21 protein-coding genes are annotated in these 24,830 nt (G+C 71.2%); 5 read left to right on the top strand and 16 right to left on the bottom strand.

All coding sequences use genetic code 11. The features are described 5' to 3' along the window. Positions 1–30: 30 nt before the first annotated feature. Positions 31–1,701, bottom strand: coding sequence for a thiamine pyrophosphate-binding protein (locus MYF83_RS32510; protein WP_248964584.1), 1,671 nt, complete (start codon positions 1,699–1,701; stop codon positions 31–33). Next, positions 1,698–2,471 carry a cyclase family protein gene (locus MYF83_RS32515; protein ID WP_248964585.1) on the bottom strand — a complete coding sequence of 258 codons (774 nt, stop codon included), beginning with the start codon at positions 2,469–2,471 and terminating at the stop codon, positions 1,698–1,700. The genes MYF83_RS32510 and MYF83_RS32515 overlap by 4 nt, the downstream gene beginning before the upstream one ends. Positions 2,472–2,844: 373 nt before the next feature. Here MYF83_RS32515 and dhaK point away from each other — a divergent pair, with 373 nt between their 5' ends. The 3 genes from dhaK to dhaM all read left to right on the top strand — a co-directional run bounded on the left by dhaK (position 2,845) and on the right by dhaM (position 5,115). Continuing rightward, positions 2,845–3,837, top strand: coding sequence for a dihydroxyacetone kinase subunit DhaK (gene dhaK / locus MYF83_RS32520; protein ID WP_248964586.1), 993 nt, complete (start codon positions 2,845–2,847; stop codon positions 3,835–3,837). A 78-nt stretch (positions 3,838–3,915) separates the two neighbouring features. After that, positions 3,916–4,668, top strand: coding sequence for a DAK2 domain-containing protein (locus tag MYF83_RS32525; RefSeq protein ID WP_248964587.1), 753 nt, complete (start codon positions 3,916–3,918; stop codon positions 4,666–4,668). A 54-nt stretch (positions 4,669–4,722) separates the two neighbouring features. After that, positions 4,723–5,115: a dihydroxyacetone kinase phosphoryl donor subunit DhaM gene (dhaM, locus tag MYF83_RS32530; RefSeq protein ID WP_248964588.1), complete on the top strand. Its 393-nt coding sequence runs from the start codon at positions 4,723–4,725 to the stop codon at positions 5,113–5,115. A 21-nt stretch (positions 5,116–5,136) separates the two neighbouring features. On the opposite strand, the gene thrS is transcribed toward dhaM, so the two are convergent. Then, the gene (gene thrS, locus MYF83_RS32535) at positions 5,137–6,393 is read right to left on the bottom strand and encodes a threonine--tRNA ligase (RefSeq protein WP_372500311.1); all 1,257 of its coding nucleotides are present in this window, start codon (positions 6,391–6,393) and stop codon (positions 5,137–5,139) included. 353 nt (positions 6,394–6,746) lie between these two features. On the opposite strand from thrS, the gene MYF83_RS44010 reads away from it, so the two are divergent. Then, entirely contained in the window at positions 6,747–7,253 is a 507-nt protein-coding gene (locus MYF83_RS44010) for an SHOCT domain-containing protein (protein WP_248964590.1), read from the top strand. Positions 7,254–7,311: 58 nt separating this feature from the next. Here the strand turns inward: MYF83_RS44010 and MYF83_RS32545 are convergent, their stop codons facing one another. From MYF83_RS32545 to MYF83_RS32575, 7 genes are all read right to left on the bottom strand, one after another. After that, on the bottom strand, positions 7,312–8,298 hold the full coding sequence (locus tag MYF83_RS32545) for a M48 family metallopeptidase (protein WP_248964591.1): 987 nt from the start codon (positions 8,296–8,298) through the stop codon (positions 7,312–7,314). Between the two features lie 505 nt (positions 8,299–8,803). After that, entirely contained in the window at positions 8,804–9,292 is a 489-nt protein-coding gene (locus MYF83_RS32550) for a GNAT family N-acetyltransferase (protein WP_248964592.1), read from the bottom strand. Between the two features lie 602 nt (positions 9,293–9,894). Next, positions 9,895–11,757: an acyclic terpene utilization AtuA family protein gene (locus MYF83_RS32555; RefSeq protein WP_248964593.1), complete on the bottom strand. Its 1,863-nt coding sequence runs from the start codon at positions 11,755–11,757 to the stop codon at positions 9,895–9,897. A 272-nt stretch (positions 11,758–12,029) separates the two neighbouring features. Further along, positions 12,030–15,008: an FAD-binding and (Fe-S)-binding domain-containing protein gene (locus tag MYF83_RS32560; RefSeq protein ID WP_308201533.1), complete on the bottom strand. Its 2,979-nt coding sequence runs from the start codon at positions 15,006–15,008 to the stop codon at positions 12,030–12,032. A 295-nt stretch (positions 15,009–15,303) separates the two neighbouring features. After that, a complete protein-coding gene (locus MYF83_RS32565) occupies positions 15,304–15,678 on the bottom strand; it encodes an FmdB family zinc ribbon protein (protein WP_248964594.1) in 375 nt (124 codons plus the stop codon). A 9-nt stretch (positions 15,679–15,687) separates the two neighbouring features. Next, positions 15,688–16,992, bottom strand: coding sequence for a hydroxyacid-oxoacid transhydrogenase (locus MYF83_RS32570; protein ID WP_248964595.1), 1,305 nt, complete (start codon positions 16,990–16,992; stop codon positions 15,688–15,690). Then, positions 16,989–17,789 carry an N-acyl homoserine lactonase family protein gene (locus tag MYF83_RS32575; RefSeq protein WP_248964596.1) on the bottom strand — a complete coding sequence of 267 codons (801 nt, stop codon included), beginning with the start codon at positions 17,787–17,789 and terminating at the stop codon, positions 16,989–16,991. The genes MYF83_RS32570 and MYF83_RS32575 overlap by 4 nt, the downstream gene beginning before the upstream one ends. 142 nt (positions 17,790–17,931) lie before the next feature. Here MYF83_RS32575 and MYF83_RS32580 point away from each other — a divergent pair, with 142 nt between their 5' ends. After that, positions 17,932–18,660, top strand: a complete 729-nt coding sequence (locus MYF83_RS32580; RefSeq protein ID WP_248964597.1) for a GntR family transcriptional regulator — start codon at positions 17,932–17,934, stop codon at positions 18,658–18,660. Between the two features lie 178 nt (positions 18,661–18,838). On the opposite strand, the gene MYF83_RS32585 is transcribed toward MYF83_RS32580, so the two are convergent. The 6 genes from MYF83_RS32585 to MYF83_RS32605 form a co-directional block, all read right to left on the bottom strand. Then, positions 18,839–19,261 carry a hypothetical protein gene (locus MYF83_RS32585; RefSeq protein WP_248964598.1) on the bottom strand — a complete coding sequence of 141 codons (423 nt, stop codon included), beginning with the start codon at positions 19,259–19,261 and terminating at the stop codon, positions 18,839–18,841. A gap of 339 nt (positions 19,262–19,600) precedes the next feature. After that, positions 19,601–21,334, bottom strand: coding sequence for an AMP-binding protein (locus MYF83_RS32590; protein WP_248964599.1), 1,734 nt, complete (start codon positions 21,332–21,334; stop codon positions 19,601–19,603). A gap of 765 nt (positions 21,335–22,099) precedes the next feature. Beyond that, the gene (locus tag MYF83_RS32595) at positions 22,100–22,759 is read right to left on the bottom strand and encodes a pyridoxamine 5'-phosphate oxidase family protein (RefSeq protein ID WP_248964600.1); all 660 of its coding nucleotides are present in this window, start codon (positions 22,757–22,759) and stop codon (positions 22,100–22,102) included. A 176-nt stretch (positions 22,760–22,935) separates the two neighbouring features. Further along, a complete protein-coding gene (locus MYF83_RS44565) occupies positions 22,936–23,256 on the bottom strand; it encodes a tyrosine-type recombinase/integrase (protein ID WP_372500312.1) in 321 nt (106 codons plus the stop codon). Beyond that, positions 23,241–24,269 (bottom strand): WD40 repeat domain-containing protein, encoded by a 1,029-nt coding sequence (locus MYF83_RS32600; protein ID WP_248964601.1) that lies wholly within the window; start codon positions 24,267–24,269, stop codon positions 23,241–23,243. The genes MYF83_RS44565 and MYF83_RS32600 overlap by 16 nt, the downstream gene beginning before the upstream one ends. A 270-nt stretch (positions 24,270–24,539) precedes the next feature. Then, positions 24,540–24,794 carry a Smr/MutS family protein gene (locus MYF83_RS32605; protein WP_248964602.1) on the bottom strand — a complete coding sequence of 85 codons (255 nt, stop codon included), beginning with the start codon at positions 24,792–24,794 and terminating at the stop codon, positions 24,540–24,542. Between the last annotated feature and the right edge of the window lie 36 nt (positions 24,795–24,830).

Consider the following 24,830-nt stretch of genomic DNA (forward strand, 5'->3'; position numbering starts at 1 on the left):
GGCGAGCGGATCAGTGTCGCGGGAAGCGGGTCAGTGGCCTCGGAACGCCTCCTCCAGCCACCAGGAGCCGCGGTCGGCGGTGACCTTGGCGTGCACCAGCAGTGGCCGGTCGCGCGGGCCGTCCAGCCAGCGCGACACCTCCGCCAGGTCGGAACATTCCCGGACGGTCACCGCCGCGCAGCCGAACCCCCGGCCGATGGCGGCGATGTCGCGCGGCGGGAATCTCACCTGGTCCAGGGCGTGGCCGTCCGGGCCGAAGTGGTACACCTCGGCGCCGTACGCCTCGTCGTCGTAGACCACGATCACCATGGGCAGCCCCAGGCGGACGACGGTCTCCAACTCGGCGATGCCCATCAGCGTGCCGCCGTCGCCGAGCGCCGCGACGGGCAGCCGGTCGGGGCGCGCCAGCGCGGCCCCGATGGCCGTGGCCAGGCCGAGCCCGATGGACTGGAAGCCCTGGGTGAAGCAGAGGCCGTTCTCGTCCGGGACGGACAGGAACATCGAGGGGTATCCCATGAAGTTCCCCGAGTCGACGGCGACGACGCGCTCCACCGGCAGCAGGTCGTCCAGGCCGATCGACAGGGTGCGGGGATCGATGCGGCCACCGCCGGACCCGTCTGTGTACGGCACGTCCCGCCAGGCGACCTCGCGGGCGATCCGCTCCGCCAGCGCGGGCGTCCGGACCGCGCCACCGCCCGCACCGTTCTCGCCACCGCCGGAACGGTCGGCGCCGGAGCCGGCGAGGAGATCGGCGACCGTCCGCGCGGTGGCCGCGACGTCCCCGAGGACGCCGAGGTCGACGGGGCGGTGCGCGCCCAGGGAGCCGGCCTCGACGTCGACCTGGACGACCGTCGTGGACGGCCCGATCAGCGTGCCGTGCCGCATGGTCCACATGTTGAGCGAGCAGCCCCAGCCCACGATCACGTCGGCCTCGCGGATCAGCTCGGCGGTCAGCGGCGAGGCGAACCCGCCGCTGACGTCGAGGTTCCACGGGCTGCCCGTGAACAGGCCCCGGGCGACGGCCGAGGTGGCGAGCAGGGCGCCCGTGAGGTCGGCGAGCGTCTCGAGCTCGCGTCGCGCGTGCCTCGCCCCCCGCCCGGCGACGAAGACGGGACGCCGCGCCCCGGCGAGCACCCCCGCCAGCTCCGCCGCCGCTTCGGCGGACGGCTCCAGGGCGGGCTCCCCCGGTGAGAGGTACGGGACCGTGAGATCGTCCTCGACGTGCTCGGCCTGCACGCCCAGCGGGAGGTTGAGCAGAACGGTCCTGCGCCCCTCCGCCGCGAGCCGCCAGGCCCGTACGGTGTCGGCGACGGCGGTCACGGCCGACTCCACCCGCTCGGGCACCGCGCCGACCGCCTCGGCCAGGGCGCTCTGGTCGATGTGGAAGTTCGACCGCGGCTCCAGCACCTCGGCGGCCAGGACGAGCAGCGGCGTTCGGCTCTTGGCGGCCTCGGTGATCCCGGTCATCGCGTTGGTCAGGCCCGGTCCCTGGTGGACGCTGAGGACGCCGACGGTGCCGCTCATGCGGGCGTAGGCGTCCGCCATGGTGGCCGCGCCGCCCTCGTGGCGCGCGGCGACGAAGCGCACGCCGTGCTTCACCAGGGCGTTGGTGACGTGGAAGTTGCCGCTGCCGACCACGCCGAAGGCGGTGCTCACGCCGAGCCCCGCCAGGACCTCGCCGACAGCGTGAGCGACGATCATCGTTCGACGAGCGCCAGGACGCGGACCGGGCTGCCCGAGCCGCCCACGATGGGAAGCGGCGGGGCGAGGACCACGGCCCCGGTGGCGGGCAGCCGGTCGAGGTTGCGGAGCTGGGTCAGCCCGTACTTCCCGGCGCCGAGCAGGAAAGAATGACAGGGGAAGGCCGGATCGAAGGAGTGTGCGGCTCCGGCGTCCGTACCGACGGTCTCCACACCGAGCCCGGTGATCGGGGTCTCCTCGGCCAGCCACCTCGCGCACTCCACCGAGATGCCCGGGGTGTGCGGGCCGGTCTCGTCGGCGTTGAGGAAGCCCGCCTGGTCGTTGGCGCGGCTGTCCCAGCCGGTGCGGTAGAGCACCCAGCCGCCGTCGGGCAGCTGGCCGTGGGCCTTCTCCCACGCCTTGACGTGCTCGATCTCCAGCAGGAAGTCGGGGTCGCCCGCGGCGTGCCCGGCGAAGTCGAGCACCACGGCGGGAGCGATCAGGCGCGCGGCCGGCACCTGGGAGACGTCCTCGCCGTCGCGCCCGGTGATCCAGTGGACCGGCGCGTCGAAGTGGGTGCCGGTGTGCTCGCCGGTGGTGATGTCGTTCCAGTACCAGGCGGGGCCACGGTCGTCGTACCGGCTGATCTCGGTGAGCTGGAAGGGCACCGTGTTGCCGAACGGCTCGGGCAGCATGAGGATCGGCGTCTCCGAGCTCAGTGGCGCGGTGAGGTCGATCACCTCGATCGCACCGTTCCGGATCCCGTCGACGAGACTGCTCAACACCGACATCTCTTGCCTCCCACTCGTGCTCGTACGGACCGATACTCCTCCCTCCGGCCGCCTTGCGTCATCATCCGTGGCTCACTTGATGCCGGAGAAGCTCATGGTGGCCACGAAGTGGCGCCGCGAATATCAGCGCCGTGGGCATCAGGATGCGGGCTCGACAGGCCCTCGGCCGCGTCCACCATGAGCACCTGCGACGACGGCCGCTCGCCCGTACGCGACCGCCGCGCCGTATCCGGAGTGGAGGGTAGACCACGGCGGGAAGCCCGATGCCACCCCAGATCGAGATGACGACGAGCACGAGCACGGTGCTTGCCGGGAGTCGCGAACGGGGAGAGATTGGCCGGAGAGACCACCAACGCAAGGCGAGGTCTGGGTCATGAAGAAGCTCATCAACAGCGCGGACTCCGTCGTGACCGACGCGCTCGCCGGAATGGCCGAGGCCCACCCCGGCCTCCGGGTCGATCGGGACAACAAGGTCGTGTACCGCCGGCAGGGGCCCACGCCGGGCAAGGTGGGGCTGGTGTCCGGCGGCGGCTCCGGCCACGAGCCGCTGCACGCGGGCTTCGTCGGGTACGGCATGCTCGACGCGGCCTGCCCGGGAGAGATCTTCACCTCCCCGGTGCCGGACCAGGTCATGACGGCCACCCAGGGCGTCGACGGCGGCGCCGGGGTGCTACACATCGTCAAGAACTACACCGGCGACGTGATGAACTTCGAGATGGCCGCCGAGCTGTGCGCCGAGGAGGGCATCGAGGTGACCTCGGTGCTGGTCAACGACGACGTGGCGGTCAAGGACTCCCTCTACACGGCCGGGCGGCGCGGCACCGGCGCGACCGTCTTCGTGGAGAAGATCGCCGGAGCGCTCGCCGAGACCGGGGCGTCCCTGGCCGAGGTGGCCAGGATCGGCGGGCAGGTCAACACGCTCAGCAGGTCCTTCGGCGTGGCACTCTCCCCGTGCACCGTGCCGGCGGCGGGCAAGCCGACCTTCGACCTCAGCGACAACGAGATCGAGTTGGGCATCGGCATCCACGGCGAGCCGGGCCGGACCCGCGCGCCGGCCGCACCCGCACGGGAGCTGGCGCGCATCGCCATGGACGCCGTCCACGCCGACCTGCCGCTCTCCGGCGACACGCTGGTGATGGTGAACGGCATGGGCGGCACGCCGCTCATCGAGCTGTACGTGGTGTTCGCCGAGGTCGCCGCGTACCTGCGGGAGAAGGGGGCGTCACCCACGCGCAGCCTGGTGGGAAACTACATCACGAGCCTGGACATGCAGGGCTTCTCGGTGACCGTGTGCCGGCTGACCGACGAGCTGACCCGGCTCTGGGACGCCCCCGTGCAGACCCCTGCCCTGCGCTGGGGCCGGTGACGGCGGCCGCCCCGCCCCTCCGAGCAAGGCACACCCCCGACAGGACGACCCGCAGCCGCCTTCAGGAGCCACAGTCTCATGGACGCCAAGTTCTTCACCGCCTGGATCGAGGAGACGGCGCGGGTCATCGCCGCCAATCGCGACCACCTGACCCGGCTCGACGCCGCGATCGGCGACGCCGACCACGGGACCAACCTGGACCGGGGCTTCGCCGCCGTCCGCGAGGCCCTGGCCGCCAGGCCGGCGGGCACCCCCGGAGACGTCCTCACCCTCACCGGCACGACGCTCATCCGCAAGGTCGGCGGCGCGTCCGGCCCCCTGTACGGCACCGCCTTCCGCCAGATGGGCACCGCCCTCAACGCCGCCGCCCAGCCCGCCCCGCCACCCGCGGACGCCCCGCCGCCCGGGAACGCCGGGGCCGTCCCACCGGCCGGGGACGCCGGGACCACCACTGCGCCGGGCGCCGAGGGCGTCACCGCACCCGCCGGCGGTGGCGAGGTGACGCTCTCCGAACTGGCCGCCGCGTTCGAGGCGGCGCTCGCCGGGGTGCGCAGGCTCGGCGGGGCCGCCGAGGGCGACAAGACCATGGTGGACGCCCTCGCCCCCGCGACGCGCGCGCTGGCGGTCGCCGCGAACGGCGGGATGAAGCCCGAAGAGGCACTGGACGCCGCCCTCGCCGCCGCCGAGGAGGGCGCGCAAGCGACGATCCCGCTCCAGGCCCGCAAGGGACGCGCCAGCTACCTGGGCGAGCGGAGCATCGGGCACAAGGACCCGGGCGCCGCCTCCACCGCGCTCATCTTCGCCGCCCTGCGCGCGGTGGCCGCCGGATGACCATCCCTGAGACGGCGGTGGCCGGATGACCGTCCTGGACAGAGCGGTGACCGGATGACCATCCCCGAAAAGCAGGTCGGCATCGTCCTGGTCTCCCACAGCGAAGCCCTGGCGCGGGAGGCCGCCGCCATGGCCGTGCAGATCGCTGGCCCGCACGTCCACGTCGCGCCCGCCGGCGGCACCGACGACGGCGGCTGCGGCACCAGCGCCGACAAGGTGGCCGCCGCCATCGAGCAGGTCGACCAGGGGATCGGGGTGGTGCTCATCCCCGACCTGGGCAGCTCGGTGCTCACCGCCCGCCTGTTCGAGCAGCCGGATTCGATCGTCATCGCCGACGTCCCCTTCGTCGAGGGCGCCATCTCCGCCGCCGTCCTCGCCGGCACCGGGGCCACGCTCGCGACCGTCCTCATCGCCGCCCAGGAAGCCAGGGAGTACCGGAAACTCTGACCCCGCCGCCCGGCGGTCACCTCACGGTGTGTCCCACAGGTCGGTGCTGTGTGCGTCGACCAGAGCGCGGACGCGGGTCAGGAGCTCGGCGGCGGGCACGGCGTCCAGGCGGCGCCCGTCGCGCAGGCGCAAGGCGACCTGGTCGCCGGCGGCCTCCTTGGCGCCGATCACCGCCTGGTAGGGCACGAGCCGGGCGGCCCGCACGCGGGCGCCCAGGGTGCCGTGCTCCGGCCCGGCGATCTCGGCGCGCAGCCCTTGGGCGGCGCATCGTCCTACGAGGGCGGCGGCCTGCGGCAGTTCGTCGTCGGAGACCGGCAGGACCACCACCTGGGTGGGGGCGAGCCAGGCGGGGAAGGCGCCGCCGTGCAGTTCGATGAGGTGGGCGACGGCCCGCTCCACGCTGCCGATGATGCTGCGGTGGACCATGACCGGCCGATGCTTGGCGCCGTCGGGGCCGATGTAGTGCAGGCCGAACCGCTCCGGCTGGTGGAAGTCGACTTGGACGGTGGACAAGGTGGCCTCACGGCCGGCACTGTCGGCGATCTGGACGTCGATCTTGGGGCCGTAGAACGCCGCCTCGCCTTCGGCGGCCTCGTACTCGACGCCGGACGCGTCGAGGACCTCGGTCAGCAGGGCGGCGGCCCGCCGCCACATCTCAGGGCCGGCGACGTACTTCCCGCCCGGCCCCGGCAGGGAGAGCCGGTAGCGGGCCGAGCGGATGCCGAGAGCGCCATAGGCCCGCCGGATCAGCTCAAGGGCCGCCCGCGCCTCGCCTGCGGCCTGGTCCAAGGTGCAGAAGATGTGCGCGTCGTTCAGCTGGATCGCCCGTACCCGGGTCAGCCCGCCGAGCACTCCGGACAGCTCGGAGCGGTACATGCCTCCGAGCTCGGCCATCCGCAGGGGCAGCTCCCGGTAGCTGTGGGAGCGGGAGCGGTAGATCAGGGCATGGTGCGGGCACAGGCTCGGCCGCAGGACGACCTGCTCTCCCCCGAGATCCATCGGGGGGAACATGTCGTCGCTGTAGTGGGACCAGTGCCCGGAGATCTCGTACAGTTCCCGCTTGCCCAGCACGGGCGAGTACACGTGCCGGTAGCCGGCCCGGCGCTCGGCGTCGCGGATGTACTCCTCCAGGGCGTGCCGCACCACCGCGCCGTCGGGCAGCCAGTACGGCAGCCCCGCGCCGATCAGCGGGTCGGTGTCGAACAGCTCGAGCTCGCGGCCGAGCTTGCGGTGATCGTGCATCGTGGTCTCCTCGCGGACTACGGGGCGAGTGACCACACGGCGAAGCCCCGGGGCACTCGCCCCGGGGCTTCGGACTGAGAACATCTGTCAGCGCGCCGGGACACTCTCCGGCGTCGTCGTCAAACCAGCGCGCTTCATGTGGGCAACGGTAACAGAGGCGTCGATCTCCACACCTCCGGTTTTCGAGCCCGCCGACCACAGGCCCTCGGCGGACCGGCCGACTGCGGGGGCGGGGAACGGCGTGCGTGGTGGGGAACGGCGTACGAGGCGGAGAGGGCGTGCGGGGCGGGGAGCTCGGGCGGCCGCGGCTGAAAGCCGGGAATCGAGCTGGAACACGTCGTATCTCAGCACGTAGCGGGCGATGTGCCGTTGCAGTACGGTTCGGGGCTGTGGCCTACCGTATCCGGGTATTCATCGGTGCGCTGATCTCCCTGGTCTGCCTGGGGTTCGCGTTCTATGCGCTGTATCAGCTGATCCGTGGCGGTAGCTGCGCTTCAGGCGGCAACTACGTCTCCGTACGGCAGTGTCCGCCCGGCACGGAGAAATGGGCCTGGGTGCTGCCGGGCTCGATCATCGGCGGGCTCCTCAGCTTCTTCCTCGGCACGTTCAAGGGGTTCGGACCTGCGCCGGAGGTGACGGGCAAGCGTGCCGCGGCCGGCGCCGCCTACCCGGCCCGCGAGCCCGGGGCGGCGCCGTTCGACCCGGCCGTGATGTTCGGCGGCCGGGTGATCGTGGCACGGGGGCGGCCGTTCACCCCTGGCGGGACGCACGGCTCGCCCGCGGACGGCGAGGATCCCATCGCCCGGCTGCGGAAGCTCCGTGACCTGCTGGACGACGGCACGCTGACGCCGACCGAGTTCGAGGCGGCCAAGGCGAGGATCCTCAACGGGATGTGACCTACCCGAGATCCACGCCGAGATCACCGTCCGGCCATCACGAGATCAGCGTCGGCCATCAGGAGATCAGGCCGAAGCCGCGTACCGCTCGGGCGTAGTGGGCGGACAGTTCCTCGTCGATGGCCGCCGACGACGCGGGATCCAACAGGCGCTCACCCTGACGGGCGGTGGCGGCGCGCTCGTCGAGGTCGCCCGCGCGGGCCAGCGTCGATTCACGGATCTCCGAGATGGTCGCCCCCCGCAGTGCCGCCGCCTGCACGGGGGCCAGGAAGCGCCTTCCTTCGATGAGTTCGGTCAACCGGGCCGCCTCCGCCTCCGTGGCGACACCCTCGAGCGGCGCCGGCCCCGCCTGAACGTCCCGGCCGTCACCCGGGCGGGCGAGCCAGAGCAGCGCCCGTTCCAGCAACAGCGCCGGCCAGCCCAGCACGTAGCCGACCACCCGGCCGAGAGTGCCGGCGGCCTGGTAGCTCCCGCGCGGCGCCTCCGCACCCAGGGAGATCACGAGGCGATTGTGCGCCTCCTCCCGCAGTTCCAGCGGCCCACCACCGGACATCAGCGACTCGCGCCACTGCGCCAGCGTCCACAGCGCTCCGCTCATCAGCAGCCCGTGATCGTCCTTCTTGGTGTACGTCCGGGCCAGCAGCACCACCCGCTGTCTCGCCGACAGCACCAGCCAGAGGGGCAGTCCGACGACGAGGACGGGCCTGAGCCGCCAGCCCACGCGAACGTATTCACTCGCCACCTCCAGGTCCCTGACCGCCACCGCCGCCGGCGGGCGTGCGCGGACGGCCTCCGCCACGCGCCGCGCGACACCGTACAACTCCGGGGCCGAAGAGCGTGCCAGCACCTCGGCATCGGCGGGCAGCCGGCGCGGGCGGGGAAACAGCAGCGCACCGATCGCGATGAGCAGGCCGCCGACCGCCCAGGCCAGCAGGAAACCCGGACTTCGGTAGATGATCGAAGCGCCTAAGACGATGAACATGAGAGTGATCCCATGCACCACGAGCGACACGAACACAGCGGTGATCTTCTTCAGGGCATCCACACGGAGACTCCGTTCCGGCAATACAGGAGGGGGTGGCCACGCGCACTGCACGGAAAGGCATCGGAGGCATCCGGACGCCCGCCGTGTTCGTGTCGTGACGCTCGCCGTGGGCTGATCCTAAGGGAGCTCTCCTTGCCGGGGCTGATCTGATTCAGCCGACCTCGCGATGCGGAGGAAGTGGATGCCGCCCGGCTGATCACCCAGCGTGTGCTCCCACGGATAATGTCCCGTAGCTCCTTGCTGCCGGCACGCCCACACGGTGACATCGGGCACCGGCCCGAGCAACTCGCTGAGTGCCCGCTACAGCACCGAGGACATGGACTACGGCCCACCCGGCACCCATGCCGGTGGTGAACCAGTGGTGCCCACCCGAGCAATCGACTCCACCCAGCAGATGAAGGCAGGGCACCACCAGTGAAGATGGGGCACCACCAGCAACACCGGAGCACGCCCCCCACGCAGGAGGCGACGGCCCAGCAGATGTTTCCGGGAGACTGGTGGTGACTCAGAGCTGTCGATACATGATGTGCAGTCCGACGTAGCCATGGACCGGATGGTGAAAGCCCTCCGGAAGGGTGGTCATCACCTCGAAGCCCAGTGACCTCCACAGGGAGACCGCACGGGTGTTGGTCTCCACGACAGCATTGAACTGCATCGCTCGAAAGCCGTCTTTGCGCGCCTGCTCCAGCACATGTTCGCCGAGCGCCCGGCCCACACCCCGGCCCGAGTAAGCCGGATCGACCATGAAGCTCGCGCTGGAAATATGCGCTGCGCCGCCGCGGTGATTGCGGACGCTGTTCGCGGTGCCGACCACGGTTCCGTCCACGTCCACCGCGACGAAGGTATGGCCCGGCGGCTCCGGGAACCACATCTGCCTGGCCTGGGACTCGGTGGTACCGCGGTCCCACGAGAACGTCTCGCCCGCCCGCACGATGCCCACCATGAACGACCACATCAGGGGCCAGTCATGCGACGTCGCTTTTCTGATCAGCACGGCTGCCAGCCTGGGCCGCCCGGCCGCGAACCGCAAATCAGTTTCGAGCCACGATGACCGTCGAGCCGAGGAGGATTCGCTCGCTCGCTACGAACCGGTCTAATGATCCACACACAGGACACGCCCTACGCCCTAGGAGGGGTTGCATCGTGTCCTTTCGCCCTGGGGGTGGTCGTAGTGGATCTGGTCCTGCCTCCTTATCCGAGATCAGGTGGTGCCTGGTCAGTGTCCCAGTCACCTGAGGGTGCCCTGATCGGCCGGTGGTGCCGCGCCTTCGCGTGGTGAATGCGGGTAAATGCTCGGGTGGGCACCACTGGCCCACCACCGGCATGGGTGCCGGGTGGGCCATGTCCGCGTCCTCGGTGCTGAGACGAGGATCAAGCCAGTCGTCGATGCCGGTCGCGGCTCCGTAAGTGTCGTGCTCCAGGCCGTCGTAGACGCGGTAGGCGACCTGGGAGCCCGTGCTGCGGAGCTCGGCGGCGACCTTGGTGGATCCGGTCCAGGCCGGGCGGCCGAACGCCACGCGGGCGGCCGGAGCCGCATGGCCGGCGCTCGGCACGGCGACGCCGTGGGGTGGAATGGCGACGGCTCTCGGGGCGACATCACCGATCAGGCGCGCCTCCCGATCCCCTTTGTGCCAGGGACGCGGGGACGTCGACGTGGCGGGAGAGGATGAACTCGCCGAGGGCCTTGGCCTGGGCGTCGAAGCGGCTGGTCGCCGTCGCGCCCTCGCCCAGCAGGCCATGGACGACGAAGTTGAGCGCGCGCAGGTTGGGCAGTTCGTAGCGGTCGATCGCCAGGGCCGCGGCCTCGGGGAGCAGCTCGCGCAGCCGGTCCGTGGTGAGCGCGCCGCGCAGCCAGGCGTACGCCTCGTCATCCCGCGTCCACAGGCCGAGGTTGGCGTTGCCCCCCTTGTCACCGGAGCGCGCGTCGGCCACCACACCAAGCGGCAGCCGCACGACCGTGGCATCCGGTTCGGGGACGGGCCCGTTGCCGGACTCCTTCCCCGGCTCGGTACCGGGCTCGGTACCGGGCTCGGTACCGGGCTCGGTGCCGGGTTCGGTCCCGGGTTCGGTCCCGGGTTCGTTGTCGGGGGCGGCGGTGGGGGGCCATGGGATGGCCTCCACGGTGCCGTCGGGCAGGACCACCTGGTGGTGGACCTCGGTGATCGGGATGGTCGTCGGCCAGTACCTGCCATAGCTGCGGGCGCCCTGTGGGGTGCCGGTGGCGTAGAAGCCCGGGTAGCTGCCGAGGGCGAGCCCCACGACCAGGCCGGAGAACGCGCGCCCCACCTTCTTCTCCTCCGGCCCCTTGACGGCGATGCGCAGCAGGCAGGAGGCCGCGTTCTGGCCGGCGGCGTCCTGCCCCGCCGTGCCGATGCGCTGGAAGGTGACCGAACAGGACTTCTCGAGCCCGTCCTGCACGGTGCGCTCGATGAGCGCGGCCTTCTCGTCGATGTGGCGGCCGGTCAGCACGAGCGTGATCTCGTTCTCGAATCCGCCGAGGCCGGTGATGGCCACCTTGGTGAACGGGGGCGGGGGCGTGCCGCGCGCTCCGGTGATCTCAACGCGGTCGGGGCCCGCCTGCCGCAAGGTCAGGGTGTCCAGCAGGGTCGTGACGTCGGGGTTCAGGTAACGGGTGCCCTGGATCTCGTACACGAGCTGCGCGGTGACCGTCCCGACCGTCACCGCTCCCCCGGTGCCCGCGTGCTTGGTGATAACCGCGCCGCCGTCGGCGGCGACCTCGGCGATGGGGAAGCCGGGATGGGTCAGATCGTCGATCTCCAGGAACGAGGAGTAGTTGCCGCCGGTGGCCTGCGCGCCGCATTCGATCACGTGCCCCGCGGCGACGGCGCCGGCGAGCCGGTCCCAGTCGTCGTGGGCCCAGCCATGCCACCACGCCGCCGGGCCGACGGTGAGCGCCGCGTCGGTCACCCGGCCGCAGACCACGATGTCGGCGCCCGCCTCCAGGGCGCGGACGATGCCCCACGCGCCGAGGTAGGCGTTCGCGGTGAGCGGCGACAGCCCGGAGCCGGCGAGCGGGTCACCGTGCTCGGCGTGTGCCAGCAGGTGGCCGCCGTCCTGGAGCGCGCCGAGCCGTCCCAGCAGGTCGTCGCCGACCACGCACGCCACACGTGGTTCCAGGCCTGCGGCGTGGGCCTGCACGATGAGACGGTCGGCCAGCCCGCGCGGGTTGAGGCCGCCGGCGTTCACCACTACCTTGATGCCGCGTTCGAGGACGGTTCCCAGCACCGGGCCGATCTGGGCCGGGAAACTGGCCGCGTATCCCGCCTCGGGATCGCGTGCCCGTCCCTTGGCCAGGACCAGCATGGTCACTTCGGCCAGGTAGTCGCCGGTGACCACGTCGACATCCCCACCGGTGACCATCTCGGCGAACGCGGTGGCCCTGTCCCCGTAGAACCCCGAGGCATTGGCGACCCGGATGGAACGGCGTAAGGCGCCCATCACGCCCTCCTTCTCTGATGCGGTGTCCAGCAGCCTTCACCGGCTCTGATGCAGAGTCCAGCAACGCTCACCGGCTCCGGCACGGTATCTCCAGCAATGTTCACCGACGCCGGGCAACAACGGACGACCCGGTGCACGTTGCCGGACACCATGTCACCGCTCCGGGTACGGGTTTCCATCGGTACGGATGGATCTTCGCATGGCAGGGAGCCACCCAGGCAGGTATCCATGGTCACTTCCCGCCGGTAGGAGTAGGAGGCCGCCGGCCGGTGTCATGGTCCCTCCTCGCCACCAGGAGGCTCGGCCAGCAGTTCGGCGAGGTGGCGGGCGGGTACGCCGGCGAGCTGGTCGAGTTGGGTGCGGCAGGAGAAGCCGTCGGCCAGGATCAGCGTGCCGGGGGCGGCCCCGCGTACGGCTGGGAGGAGCTGGGTCTCGGCGACCGCGACCGACACCTCGTAGTGCCCGCGCTCGACGCCGAAGTTCCCGGCCAGGCCGCAGCAGCCGCCGACCGAGGTGACCTTGGCGCCCGCCCCCTTGAGCAGCGCCCTGTCGGTGTCCCAGCCCATCACCGCGTGGTGGTGGCAGTGCGGCTGGGCCAGCACCTCCACCCCGCTCAGGTCGGGTGGCGTCCAGCCGGGCAGCTCGGTCAGGAACTCCGCGAGCGTGCGGACCGAGGCCGCGACGAGCCGGGCGGCGCGGTCGTCGCCGCCGAGCAGGTCGACGGCGTCGGAACGGAGGACCGCCGTGCAGGACGGCTCCAGCGCGATGATCGGCGTCCCCGCCTCGGCGTACCGGGCCAGAGCGTCCACGGTCCGCCGGAGCTTGCGCCGGGCGGTGCCGAGCTGGCCGGTGGAGATCCAGGTGAGCCCGCAGCACAACGCGGCACGCGGGACCGCCACCGACAGGCCGGCGCGGTTCAGCACCCGCACGGCGGCCAGCGCCACCTCGGGCGAGAAGTGGTCGGTGAAGCTGTCCACCCAGAGCACCACGGTCCGCCCCGCCCCGGCCGCCATGCGGCCTGCGGCCTGCGCCGGTTCCGGACGGTCCCGCCGTAAAGAATCGTCGGCTTGCACCGGCGGGCGATCCACGGACCCGGAATGACCGCCACTCACGGGGAGAAGGTCTACGGGTGTCAGGCGGAGGCCGCGGTCCGGGTGGTGTCCGCGGAAGCTCGTCTCGGCGAACGGCGGCAGGGCCCGGCGGGGGTCGATGCCGCCGAGGCGCTTGGCGAGCGTGGCGGTGGGCCGGGCGCGGAGCAGTGCGTTGGCCACGCGGGGCGCCAGGCTCGCCAGCCGGGCCCAGCGCGGGAGCCAGCCGAGTGTGTAGTGCGAGGCCGGGCGGAGGCGGTGGCGGTAGGTCTGGTGGAGCACCTCGGCCTTGTAGGTGGCCATGTCGACACCGGTCGGGCAGTCGGACCGGCATCCCTTGCATGACAGGCACAGGTCGAGCACCTCGCGCACTTCAGGGGCCCGCAGGCCGCCGGGCAGGGAGCCGTTCACGGCCTCCTGGAGCACCCGGGCGCGGCCTCGCGTGGAGTCCTTCTCGTCGCGGGTGGCCTGGTACGACGGGCACATGACGATGCCGGCGCCCGTGGTCTCGGACCGGCAGCGGGCGACCCCGGTGCAGCGGTGCACGGCGGCGGTGAGGTCCCCGCCGTCCTCCGGGTACCGGAACGCCGTCCCCTTGGCGAAAGGCGGTGGCGGCTGTAGCCGCAGGTCGGCGTCCGCGGGCGCGGGCCGGACGATCACGCCGGGGTTGAGCACGCCGTCGGGGTCGAACACGTCCTTGACGGCGGCGAAGGCCGACAGAGCCGCCGGGGAGTACATCAGCGGCAGCAGTTCGCCGCGTGCCCTGCCGTCGCCGTGCTCCCCCGACATCGAGCCGCCATGGGCGGCGACCAGGCGGGCGGCGTCGAGCAGGAAGGCGCGGAACACCTTCGCCCCGTCCGTGCGGTCGAACGGGAAGTCGATGCGCACGTGCAGGCAGCCGTCGCCGAAGTGCCCGTAGGGCAGGCCGGTCAGCCGGTGGGCGGACATGAGGGCCTCGAACTCGCGCAGGTACGCGCCGAGACGCCCGGGAGGGACGGCCGCGTCCTCCCAGCCGGAGTGCGCGGGGGCGCCCGACTGCGTACGCGCGGACAGCCCGGCGCCGTCCTCGCGGATCAGCCAGACGGCGGCCGCGTGGGCGGGGTCGGTGACCAGGAGGCTGTCGCCGGCCGCCGAGTCCGCGATCAGCGCGTCGGCGGCGGACCGCAGCTCGGCCGCCGAGTCGCCGCCGAGCTCGACCAGCAGCCATCCACCGCCCTTCGGCAGCGGCGGTACGCGGCTCGCTCCGCGCCGGGCCCGCACGATGTCGACGATGCGGGCGTCGATGCCCTCGAGCGCGACCGGCCGGTGCGGCAGGAGGGCGGGGACGGCGTCCGCGGCCGTGGCCATGTCGGGGTAGCCGAGCACGACGAGCGCGGTACGCGCGGGCGCTTCCACCAGCAGGACCTCGGCTTCGAGCAGCACGCCCCACGTGCCCTCGCTGCCCACCATGGCCTTGGCCACGTCGAACCCGCGCTCGGGGAGGAGATGCTCCAGCGAGTAACCGGAGATCTGCCGCGGGAACCGCCCGAGCTCGGTCCGGATCACCGCGAGGTTCTCGCCGACCACCCGCCGGAGCGCGTCCAGCGTCGGCGAGCCGGTTCCGTCCTGTCCGGCCGGGGAGCCGGATGGACGGGGGGTGGACAGGCGTTCGCCGGTTCCGGTGAGGAGGTCGAGGGTCAGGACGTTGTCGGCGGTGCGGCCGTAGGCGAGGGCGCGGGATCCGCAGGCGTTGTTGCCGATCATCCCGCCGATGGTGCACCTGCTGTGCGTGGAGGGGTCGGGGCCGAAGCGCAGCCCGTACCGCGCGGCCTGGACCTGAAGGGTGTCCAGCACGGCGCCGGGTTCGACGGTCGCGGTACGCGCCTCGGGGTCCAGCGACTTCACCCGCCCCATGTGGCGGCTGAAGTCCAGGACGACGCCGGAGCCCACGGCGTTGCCCGCGATGGAGGTGCCGGCGCCCCGAGGGGTCAGCGGCACCCCTTCCGCGCGGCACAGCGCGAGGGCGGCGGTGACCTCCTCCGCGTCTCGCGGGAAGGCCACCACCGCCGGCGGCACCCGGTACAGCGAGGCGTCGGAGGAGTACTCCGCTCGGCGCCTCGCCGAGGCGTCGACGTCCCGCACCCCGGCCCGCCGCAGCGCTTCAGCCAGATCGGACGGATTCAAAATCGTTCCCTTCCCCCGAATTCCCAGATTCCCTCGGCACCAGCTCTACCTGGTCCAACGCCCACGAACCTGCACCGACTCCCCACCGTACGAGGGCGCCGGCACCGCCGTACCACGTCCCGCCGCCGCGGCGCCGGTCTCGCCACCACCAGACCGAACGGAAATGAACCCCGCCCGCCGGGGGTGGGCGCAGGGAAATGAATCCCGCCCGGCGAAAGCAGACGCTCGGAAACGAACCCCCCGCCCGTCGCGGGTAGGCGCTCGGACATGAACCCCGCCCGCCGCAGGTAGGCGCTCATGGCGGCGCTGATCCGGGAGAGGGGGACGGGTCGCCGGCGCGGAGGGGGGTTTGTTCGTAGCGGCCCTCGTGGGCGAGGACGGGTCTGCGATCGCCGGCCAGTTCGGGGTGGCGTTCCTCCAGGTCGCGGCGGGCTTCAGCGGTGCGGCGAAGGCCGGCGACGTACTCGCGGTCGGCGCCGTAGGTGCCCCGCCAGGTCTGCGGCATCATCTCCGGGGGCGGCGGCGTGGCGGCACGGCCCGCCAGCGCGAACCGGCTGGGGATCTTGCCGGTGGCGGCTCCGCAGTAGGGGCAGTCGGGCAGCGGCGCGGTGAACGACTGGATGACCTCGAAGCGATGCCCGTCCTGGCAGCGCAGATCATAGATGGCCATGGTGTCACCTCACCACAATGTGATCGAGCGGGTGAGGATGCCGGATACGTCGTCCTCGCTGACTGGGCGGGGGGCGGTGGCGAGGAGGCGCTGTTGCTTCATGGCGCCTTCGGCGAGCGCGGGGACGTCGGCCTCGGTGTAGCCGACGCCGCCGATGCCGTTGGGGATGCCGATGTCCTTCATGAGGTTCATCAGGACGCTGGGCAGGAACTCCGTGAGGTCGTTCGGCTTGGCGGCGGACGGGTCGAGGAGTTCGGCGGCGCGCAGGTGCCGTTCCGGCTGGGCGTCGAAGGTGAACCGGAACGCCTCGGGGGCGGTGAGCGCGACGGCCATGCCGTGCGGCACCATCGGCTCCTCCTGCGGGTACCCGTCGGGACGGAAGTCCTTGACCCGCCCGGCGATGGGGTAGGCGTTGGCGTGCGGGATGTGCACGCCCGCGTTGCCGAACCCGAGCCCGGCGAAGGTCGCCGCCAGCGCCATCTCGGCCCTGGCCTGGGCGTCGTCGCCGTGCCGCACGGCGGTGCGGAACGATCGCGCGAGCAGGTTCAGTGCCCGTTCTGCCCACATGTCGGCCACCGGGTTGGACCCGCAGTACGGCACGCGTTCCTCGGGCTTCTTGTGCTCGTAGGAGGTGTAGGGCCGGGCGGTGTAGCTCTCCAGGGCGTGGCAGAGGATGTCCATCCCGGCGGCGGCGGTGACCCCGGCGGGCTGGGTCATGGTGAGGTCGGGGTCGACGACCGCGAGGACCGGGCGGAGCCGCACGTGGCTGATGCCGCTCTTGACCTTCTGCTCCAGCACGTCAAGGACGCAGACCGTGGTGCTCTCCGCGCCGGTGCCGGTGGTGGTGGGCACGGCGACCAGGGGTTTGAGCGGCTGGGAGGGGGCCCGGCCGCCGCCCACGGGGGCGTTGACGTAGTCCATCAGCTCGCCTGGGTTGCTGGTGAGCAGGTTGACGGCCTTGGCGGTGTCGATGCTCGACCCTCCGCCGACGGCGACGAAGGCGTCCCAGGGGCCGGTGGCGCGGGCGTGCTCGATGGCGGCGAGCAGGCTCTCGTCGGTCGGTTCGACGTGCGCGCCGTCGTACACGCGCGCCTCCATGCCGTACCCGGCGAGCTGGTCGGCGACGCGCTGCGGCGCGCCGGTGGCGGCGACGCCAGGGTCGGTGACGACTAGGACGCGCCGGACGCCGTACTGGCCGAGGTCGAAGCCGATCTCGGCGGAGGCGCCGGAGCCGAACTTCAGCATCGGCGCGCCGTAGGTGAAGACGGACTCGGGGTTGCTCGGGGCGGTGTACACGGCCTCGTCTCCTGTCACTTGTAGAAGCCGTCGGGTGCAGTGCGCATGGAGCGCAGTTGCTCCGCGTCGTGGCCGAAGATCACGTTCGCGCCGGTCCGCTCGGCGATGCCGCGGATCTTCTCGACGGAGGCGTACCAGGCGCCGAGGTCGTTGACGATGGCCGCGGGCGTGGCGGGCGGGCCGTAGGAGTCGCCCATGTAGACGGCGTCGGAGGTGAAGATCATGGTGCCGCTCTCGGGCAGGTCGACGCGCATGGCCATGGTGCCGGGGGTGTGTCCGGGCGCCTCGATGAGGGTGACCCCGGGCAGGATCTCGGTGTCCCCGGAGACGGTCTCGAAGTCCAGGCCCTGGTAGTCGGCCTTCAGGTGGGCCCCGGTGAACGCGCCCTCGTAGCCGAAGGCGAAGTCCTTCTCCTTGTCGTTGCAGACGAGGCGGGCCCCGCTGCCGGCGAAGGTCCGGACGTTCCCGGCGTGGTCGAAGTGCAGGTGTGACAGCACCACGTAGTCGAGGTTCTCGGGGCTCACGCCGAGCCTGCCGAGCTGGGCGTCGAGGTACTGCTCGTCGGAGACCTGGTCGTAGGGGAAGAACTCCTGGAGCCCGGTCGGCACCCAGCGGGTCTCCCAGTCGCGGGGGCAGCTGGTGTCCCAGAGCAGCGTGCCTTCGTCGGTCTCGACGAGGACGGCGTGGGTGGTGCACGGGTACCACTCGACCGGCTTGTCCCGCTCGGACCGGGGCCTGATCGTGCGGCCCGGCTTGAGCAGCAGCCAGGTGAGGTCGCAGCTCATGGCTCCGCAGTCGAGGACATGCAACTTCATGACCATTCCTCCACCTTGCCCGGTTAACGCCAGATTTCAGAATTTGGCATGTAGCATGCTGCATGTCAATTTTTCGAGCTACCGGCGCTCTTCCAGCGGTAGAGTCCTTAACCGTCGAGTCGAAGCGGAAAGGTCCCCCCCGGTGCGAACGGTCGGCGGCACGTCAAGCCTCACTGAGCAGGTGATCGAGGCCGTCCGCGAGGCGATCCACTCCGGCGAGCTCCGCCCTGGCGAGCTGTATTCGGTGTACCAACTGGCCGCGCAGCTCAACGTGTCGCGCACCCCGGTACGCGAGGCCATGCTCCGGCTGGCCGAGGCCGGCATGGTGCGCTTCGAGCGCAGCCGGGGCTTCCGGGTGCTGCGGCGCGACCCGAAGGAGATCGCCGAGGTCTTCCAGCTCCGGCTGCTGCTGGAGGTGCCCGCCGCGCGCCTCGCCGCCCGCAGGGCCGATCCGGCGCTCATCGAGGCGATGCGCGTGGAGCTGGCCGCGATGCGCGCCGCCGCCGGCGACCAGGACGAGCCGCTCTTCATGCGCCACGACCGCGCCTTCCACGACCTGCTGCTGAACGCGGGCGCAAACCGCAAGCTCGTCGGCATCGTCGAAAACCTGCGCGACGCCACGATGACGCTCGGCGCCTCCACCGTCGACCGCTCCCGGTCGCTCACCGACATCGCCGCCGAGCACGAGCCCATCCTGGCCGCGCTGGAGGCCCGCGACGCCGAGGCGGCGGCCGAGGCGATGCGGGCGCACGTCACCCACACCGGCGAGCTGCTGCTCGTCCAGGTCTCCACCGAGAACGGCGTCCCCGCCGACCCCGAGGACATCGACCTCATCCACGACCCGGGGATCGCGGACGCCGACGCGCGCTGACGTCAACGTCGACCGCTTCCGCGCCTGACGTCAACGTCGACCTCTTCCGCACCTTCCGTGAAAGTCGACCGGCACCTGACGTGAACGCCGGCCGCTTCCGCCGATCGGATCGCCGAAGGTCGGCGATGCAGCCGGCGGAGACGGCCATCCGCTGTCGGTAGCGGTAGCGCGGAATGGGTCAGTAGCGGTAGCGCAGAACGGGAAGGACATCGTCGAACGCGGCCTCGTCCCCCGAGTTCCACGCGCGGGCCCCGCGCTTCAGTCGCGCCTTGTCGGCGGCGCGGATGCCCCTGAGGGCGCTTCGGTAGGCACCTTCGTTACGGCACAGCCCACAGCAGCAGTCGGGCACTCCGGTCCAGCGGAATTCCCAGTAGCAGCGTCCACGGGCTGCGGCGGCGAGGTCCTCGGCGAGGCTCGCGGGAAGGTCGCAGGGATGGCGGCCGCTGTGGCGGTGACAGGCCTGGCGGGCCAAGTCGCCGTGCCAGAGCTTGATGATGAGAGGTTTGGTCTTGTCGGTGCGGGACACAGGTGTGACGCCTCCGGGGCCGGTCGGCGCGCCGTACCCGGAAAGGGCACGGCTGACGCCGTAGCTCGGTGGCATCGCGTGGTCGCCGCAAGGCAGGGTCCTTCCGTTGGAGGCTCCGCCTCATCAGGATGACTCACTCGACGGGTTTTCTCCATGGCCGGACGCCGATCCGCCACTCCACGACCGCACTCTCTCCATTGCCGGACGCCGATCCGCCACTCCACGACCGCACTCTCTCCATTGCCGGACGCCGATCCGCCACTCCACGACCGCACTCTCTCCATGGCTGGACGCCGATCCGCCACTCCACGGCCGCACCTCGTCAGGCATTTCATCGACGCCGGCAAGCCTGTCGCGCTCTGCCACGGCCCGCTCGTTCGTGAAGCCGCTCAAGGTCGCGGCCGTCGGGTTCGGCTAGCTGGTCGGGGCCGGCCGGCCTCGATCGGATTCGGCGCGGGGGAAGTCGGTGTCGTGGTACTCGCCGGCGGGGCGGTCGTCCTCCTCCGCGTGCTTGATCCGCTCGCCGTCGCGCAGCTCCACCCGGCGGATCTTGCCGGAGATCGTCTTGGGCAGCTCGGCGAACTCCAGCCGCCGCACCCGCTTGAACGGCGCCAGGTGCTCCCTGCAGTGCGCGAAGATCGCCTCCGCCGTCGCGGCCGTGGGCTGCCATCCCGCCGCCAGGACGACGTACGCCTTGGGCACCGAGAGCCGCACCGGGTCCGGCGAGGGGACGACGGCGGCCTCGGCGACCGCCTCGTGCTCGATCAGCACGCTTTCGAGCTCGAACGGGGAGATGCGGTAGTCGGACGCCTTGAAGACGTCGTCGGTACGCCCGACGTAGGTGATGTAGCCGTCGGCGTCCCGCGAGCCGATGTCGCCGGTGTGGTAGTAGCCGCCCGCCATGGCCTCGGCGGTGCGCTCGGCGTCGCCGTGGTAGCCGGCGGTCAGCCCGAGCGGGCGGTGCGCCAGGTCCAAGCAGATCTCGCCCTCGTCCGCCGGCTCGCCGGTGAGCGGGTCGACCAGGACGACGCGGTACCCCGGCGCGGGGCGTCCCATCGCTCCCGGCTTGACGGGCTGGCCGGGGGTGTTGGCCACCTGCACGGTGGTCTCGGTCTGCCCGAAGCCGTCGCGGATCGTCACGCCCCAGGCCGCGCGGACCTGGTCGATTACCTCGGGGTTGAGCGGCTCTCCCGCGCTCACCACGTTGCGCGGCGGGGTGCGCAGCCCGCTCAGGTCGGCCTGGATGAGCATCCGCCACACCGTGGGAGGGGCGCAGAAGCCGCTGACCCCGCAGCGGTCGAGCTCGCGCAGCAGCCGCGCCCGGTCGAAGCGGGTGTAGTTGAAGACGAACACGCACGCCTGGGCGTTCCACGGGGCGAACACGTTGCTCCAGGCGTGCTTGGCCCATCCCGGCGAGGAGATGTTCAGATGCACGTCGCCGGGGCGCAGCCCGATCCAGTACATGGTGGACAGGTGGCCGACCGGGTAGGAGGCGTGCGTGTGCTCCACCAGCTTGGGCCGCGCCGTCGTCCCGGAGGTGAAGTAGAGCAACAGCGGGTCGTCGGCGGCGGTCGGGGCGTCCGGCACGAAGGCCGGGTCGGCGCCGTAGGCGCCGGCGTAGTCCAGCCAGCCCTCCACCGGCCCGCCGACGGCGACCCGGGTGTAGTCGCCGGGGACGCCGTCGAACTTGGCGGCGCCGCCCGCGCCGGCCACCACGTGCCGCGCGCCGCCGCGCTCGACCCGGTCGCGCAGGTCGGCGGGTCCGAGGAGCGGCGTCGTGGGGATCAGGACCGCGCCCAGCTTCATCGCCGCCAGGATCGTCTCCCACAGCTCGACCTGGTTGCCGAGCATCAGCACCAGCCGGTCGCCGCGCCGCACACCCTGGGCGCGCAGCCAGTTCGCGACCTGGCCCGAACGGCGGGACAGCTCGGCGAAGGACAGCCGCTGCTCGGACCCGTCCTCCTCGACGATCCACAGCGCCGGGTCGTCGTTGCCCTCCGCGATCGCGTCGAACCAGTCGAGAGCCCAGTTGAAGTCGGTCAGCGCCGGCCACTCGAACTTCTCGTAGGCGGTGATGTAGTCGTCGTGATGGGCCACCAGGAAGTCGCGAGCCGCTCGGAACACCGCCGTACCGTCGGCCTGGGTCATGCCGCCTCCTTCTAGGCTTCTCGTACCGCCTCCACAGGATCGACCCGATCCAGCCGTCACGCTACCGTTCACCGAGACATCAGTGGGTCTCGGTGATTCGCCCGTTGCGGGGGAAGGTCCCTGTCTTATACGCCCCTGGTGGGGTGATGCAGGGTAGACGTTTCACAGCCACCTGCCCCGCTGGGCGGGGTCTTACGGTCAGCTCGACGTCCGTTTCACATCTCCGGGCCACTCCCGGCGATGAAGCGCGGGCCAGCCGCCGGTTGCGGATCATGCCGGACACGTTGAGGTCTTCGACCACCACCGTGCCGTACTCACGCGCCAGACCGGTGGTGAGCTTGTGAACGGCGTCGGCCTGGCGGCCTACCTGATCGCCGCGATACTCCTGGGCGGTGGGCCCGGGAGCGGGTCACTGTGGGACTGGCCGGTCGCCACCTCCCCGCACCCGGTCACCTGGATCGTCCCGGTGTCTGCCCTGGTCATCGGCCTGGCCGCGCCGATGCTCGGACTGGGGCCGCGGCTTCCTATTCCCGGGTTACCATCGAAAGAGAGGAAGCGATCGAACGCCTGAACGCCTTTGGCCTCGCGGCGCCACTCCCCGCTGAGCGGCGCTTGGACCCGGCCCTGCGCATGGCCGACCGCTTCCTCCGTTTGCGGAGGCTTCAGGCATCCCCCGTTTCGTGGAGGCTTTCGGTTCCCCCGCTCGTGGAGGCCTTCAGGTCCCCCCGCTCATGGCGGCTTCAGGTCCCCCCGCTCATGGCGGCTTCAGGCGCGGTAGAGGCGGGTTTCATACTGGGCGCCGTAGTACTGCTCCAGTTCCTCGATGGTCTCCTGCGTCTGCTGGACACTCTTGACTATCTGCGCGTGCGAGGGCAGCACATCGGGGTTCCACGACTCGGGCTTCCACAGGGCCGAGCGCATGAACGCCTTGCCGCAGTGGAAGAAGATCTGCTCGATCTCCACGACCATGGCGAGGGCGGGCCGGTGGCCCTTGACGATCATCTCGTCGAAGAACGGCGCCTCACGCACCAGGCGGGCCCTGCCGTTGATGCGCAGCGTCTCGTTCCGCCCCGGGACGAGGTACACCAGCCCGACGTGCGGGTTGGCCAGGACGTTCAGGAAGCCGTCCGCGCGCCGGTTGCCGGGGCGGTCGGGGATGGCGATGCTGGTCGCGTCGAGGACGCGGGTGAACCCGGGCGGGTCGCCCTTGGGCGAGACGTCGCAGTCGCCGTCGGCGCCCGCCGTCGCGATCAGGCAGAACGGGGAGGCCGCGAGCCACTCCCTGTCGCGCTCATGCAGCATCACGCGCTCTTTGGTGACCGCCCTCGGCCTCACCTCGCCGAGAAGCTCGCGCAGTTCGGCCGCCGATGTGATCTCCTGGTAGCCGGCGTTCTCCGCCACCGCGTCCCCTTTCCAGCTGATCATGACTGTGGCCAGCGTAGTTCGCCCCTTTTGGGCCGGTAGCGCCGCCCATGCGCGAACGTCGACGCCTCCGGCCGCCCGGCGACCGGCGTCCGCGGGTCACCGGCCCCTGATGCCACCGATCGCCGGTCCTACTTCCATCTGAAGTATGCGCCCAGAGCGACGACCAGGGTAGACGCTCATTTCGTCCCCCCAGAGTGCACAGCCGGGGCACTCGACCCATTTTCGATCTTGTCGGCAAAGAACGCGTCCATGGCCTTCCGAGCCCGGTCTGCGGCGTCCGGCATCAGGTGCGTGTACGTCCTCAGCGTGAAACCCGGATCCTCGTGGCCGAGGTACTCCGCCACAGTGCGAATGTCGACGCCGGCGCCCAGCCAGGCCGACGCCGCGGTATGCCGCAGCACGTGACACCCATGCTCCCGATGCGGCTTCCGCGCTGCGCCCGTTCCTGCCGGACGGCCGCCGACCACAAGCGGTGGCTGGGTCAGCGGGTTGGCCACAACTTCACCGTGTTGTCGTCGCTGCCGGTGGCAAGGATTTTGCCGTCCGGGCTGAAGGCCACCGAGTAGACCCCGCCGGTGTGGCCGGTGAGGGTGACGGTGCTTTCGCGGCCGGCCACATCCCATAACCGCACCGTGTCGTCGTCGCTGCCGGTGGCAAGGATTCTGCCGTCCGGGCTGAAGGCCACCGAGTAGACGCTGAAGGCCCCCGAGTAGACAGAGTCGGTGTGGCCGGTGAGGGTGGCGGTGCTTTCGCGGCCGGCCACATCCCATAACCGCACCGTGTCGTCGTCGCTGCCGGTGGCAAGGATTCTGCCATCCGGGCTGAAGGCCACCGAGAAGACCCCGCCGGTGTGGCCGGTGAGGGTGGCGGTGCTTTCGCGGCCGGCCACATCCCATAACCGCACCGTGTCGTCGTCGCTGCCGGTGGCAAGGATTCTGCCATCCGGGCTGAAGGCCACCGAGTAGACCCAGCCGGTTTGGAGGGTAGCAATGCTTTCGCGGCCGGCGACATCCCATAACCGCACCGTGTTGTCGTCGCTGCCGGTGGCAAGGATTCTGCCATCCGGGCTGAAGGCCACCGAGAAGACCCAGCCGGTTTGGAGGGTAGCAACGCTTTCGCGGCCGGCGACATCCCATAACCGCACCGTGCCGTCGTCGCTGCCGGTGGCAAGGATTCTGCCGTCCGGGCTGAAGGCCACCGAGGTGACCCAGCCAGCGTGGCCGGTGAGGGTGGCAACGGTTTCGCGGCCGGCCACGTCCCATAACCGCACCGTGCCGTCGCGGCTGCCGGTGGCAAGGATTCTGCCGTCCGGGCTGAAGGCCACCGACCAGACAGTGCCGGTGTGGCCGGTGAGGGTGGCCGGTGTTGGGTCGGTGGTGCGGGTGAAGGCGATCGTGACCGGCACGCCGATAGCGGTGAGGGCACCGAATCCGGCCAGGAGCAGGGCACGGCGCCGGGTCAGCCGCCGATCCGCGGCGGGGGGCGGCGCTGCCGCAGCGGGAGAGGTCACCTGGCTGCTACCCGGGCCCTCGGTCCCGACGTTCCGGCGCCGCCCGGCTCAAGAAGCCGGTATCGCCCGCTGATGAGTTCGCCATCCGACTCGGTCACCCTCGGCACGATAACCACCGTGGATCACAAAAACGGCACACGCTGTACGGGTCCCGCGCTGTTCGACACGAACCCACTCCAGCACCTGTTCATGTCGAGATCAACCGGGACACCGTTGAGTTCCTGGCGGCCAAACTCGCAGCTCACAGGCTCGCCATCGGCACACGCGCAGTCACTTCCATCTGAAGTACACGAACAGGCGGCCGTGGTTCTTGGCGTCCTTGTCGATGCGGTGGTAGAGGGCCTTGATCTCCTTCTGGTCGAGGAAGCGCAGCACCTTCTTCTTGAGCTGGCCCGACCCCTTGCCCGGGATGATCTCGACCTCGGTGGCCTTCTTCTGCACCGCCTCCTGGATGATCCCGCGCAGCGCCCGGTCGATCTCGCCGCCCCTGTTGTAGATGTCGTGGAGATCAAGCTTCAGCTTCACGCCCGTGATTCTACGCGCACGACTTTGGAACGTTCT

This window comes from Sphaerisporangium perillae (assembly GCF_023276435.1).
GTDB classification, from domain to species: Bacteria; Actinomycetota; Actinomycetes; order Streptosporangiales; family Streptosporangiaceae; genus Sphaerisporangium; species Sphaerisporangium perillae.

Bases quoted from the DNA above. Each gene is read 5' to 3' on its own strand.
- dhaM (WP_248964588.1), top strand. From the start codon at position 4,723: ATGACCATCCCCGAAAAGCAGGTCGGCATCGTCCTGGTCTCCCACAGC.
- MYF83_RS32590 (WP_248964599.1), bottom strand. From the start codon at position 21,334: ATGACCCAGGCCGACGGTACGGCGGTGTTCCGAGCGGCTCGCGACTTC.
- MYF83_RS32555 (WP_248964593.1), bottom strand. From the start codon at position 11,757: ATGGGCGCCTTACGCCGTTCCATCCGGGTCGCCAATGCCTCGGGGTTC.
- MYF83_RS32575 (WP_248964596.1), bottom strand. From the start codon at position 17,789: ATGAAGTTGCATGTCCTCGACTGCGGAGCCATGAGCTGCGACCTCACC.
- MYF83_RS32565 (WP_248964594.1), bottom strand. From the start codon at position 15,678: ATGGCCATCTATGATCTGCGCTGCCAGGACGGGCATCGCTTCGAGGTC.
- dhaK (WP_248964586.1), top strand. From the start codon at position 2,845: ATGAAGAAGCTCATCAACAGCGCGGACTCCGTCGTGACCGACGCGCTC.
- MYF83_RS32515 (WP_248964585.1), bottom strand. From the start codon at position 2,471: ATGTCGGTGTTGAGCAGTCTCGTCGACGGGATCCGGAACGGTGCGATC.
- MYF83_RS32595 (WP_248964600.1), bottom strand. From the start codon at position 22,759: ATGATCAGCTGGAAAGGGGACGCGGTGGCGGAGAACGCCGGCTACCAG.
- MYF83_RS32525 (WP_248964587.1), top strand. From the start codon at position 3,916: ATGGACGCCAAGTTCTTCACCGCCTGGATCGAGGAGACGGCGCGGGTC.
- MYF83_RS32585 (WP_248964598.1), bottom strand. From the start codon at position 19,261: ATGCCACCGAGCTACGGCGTCAGCCGTGCCCTTTCCGGGTACGGCGCG.
- MYF83_RS32510 (WP_248964584.1), bottom strand. From the start codon at position 1,701: ATGATCGTCGCTCACGCTGTCGGCGAGGTCCTGGCGGGGCTCGGCGTG.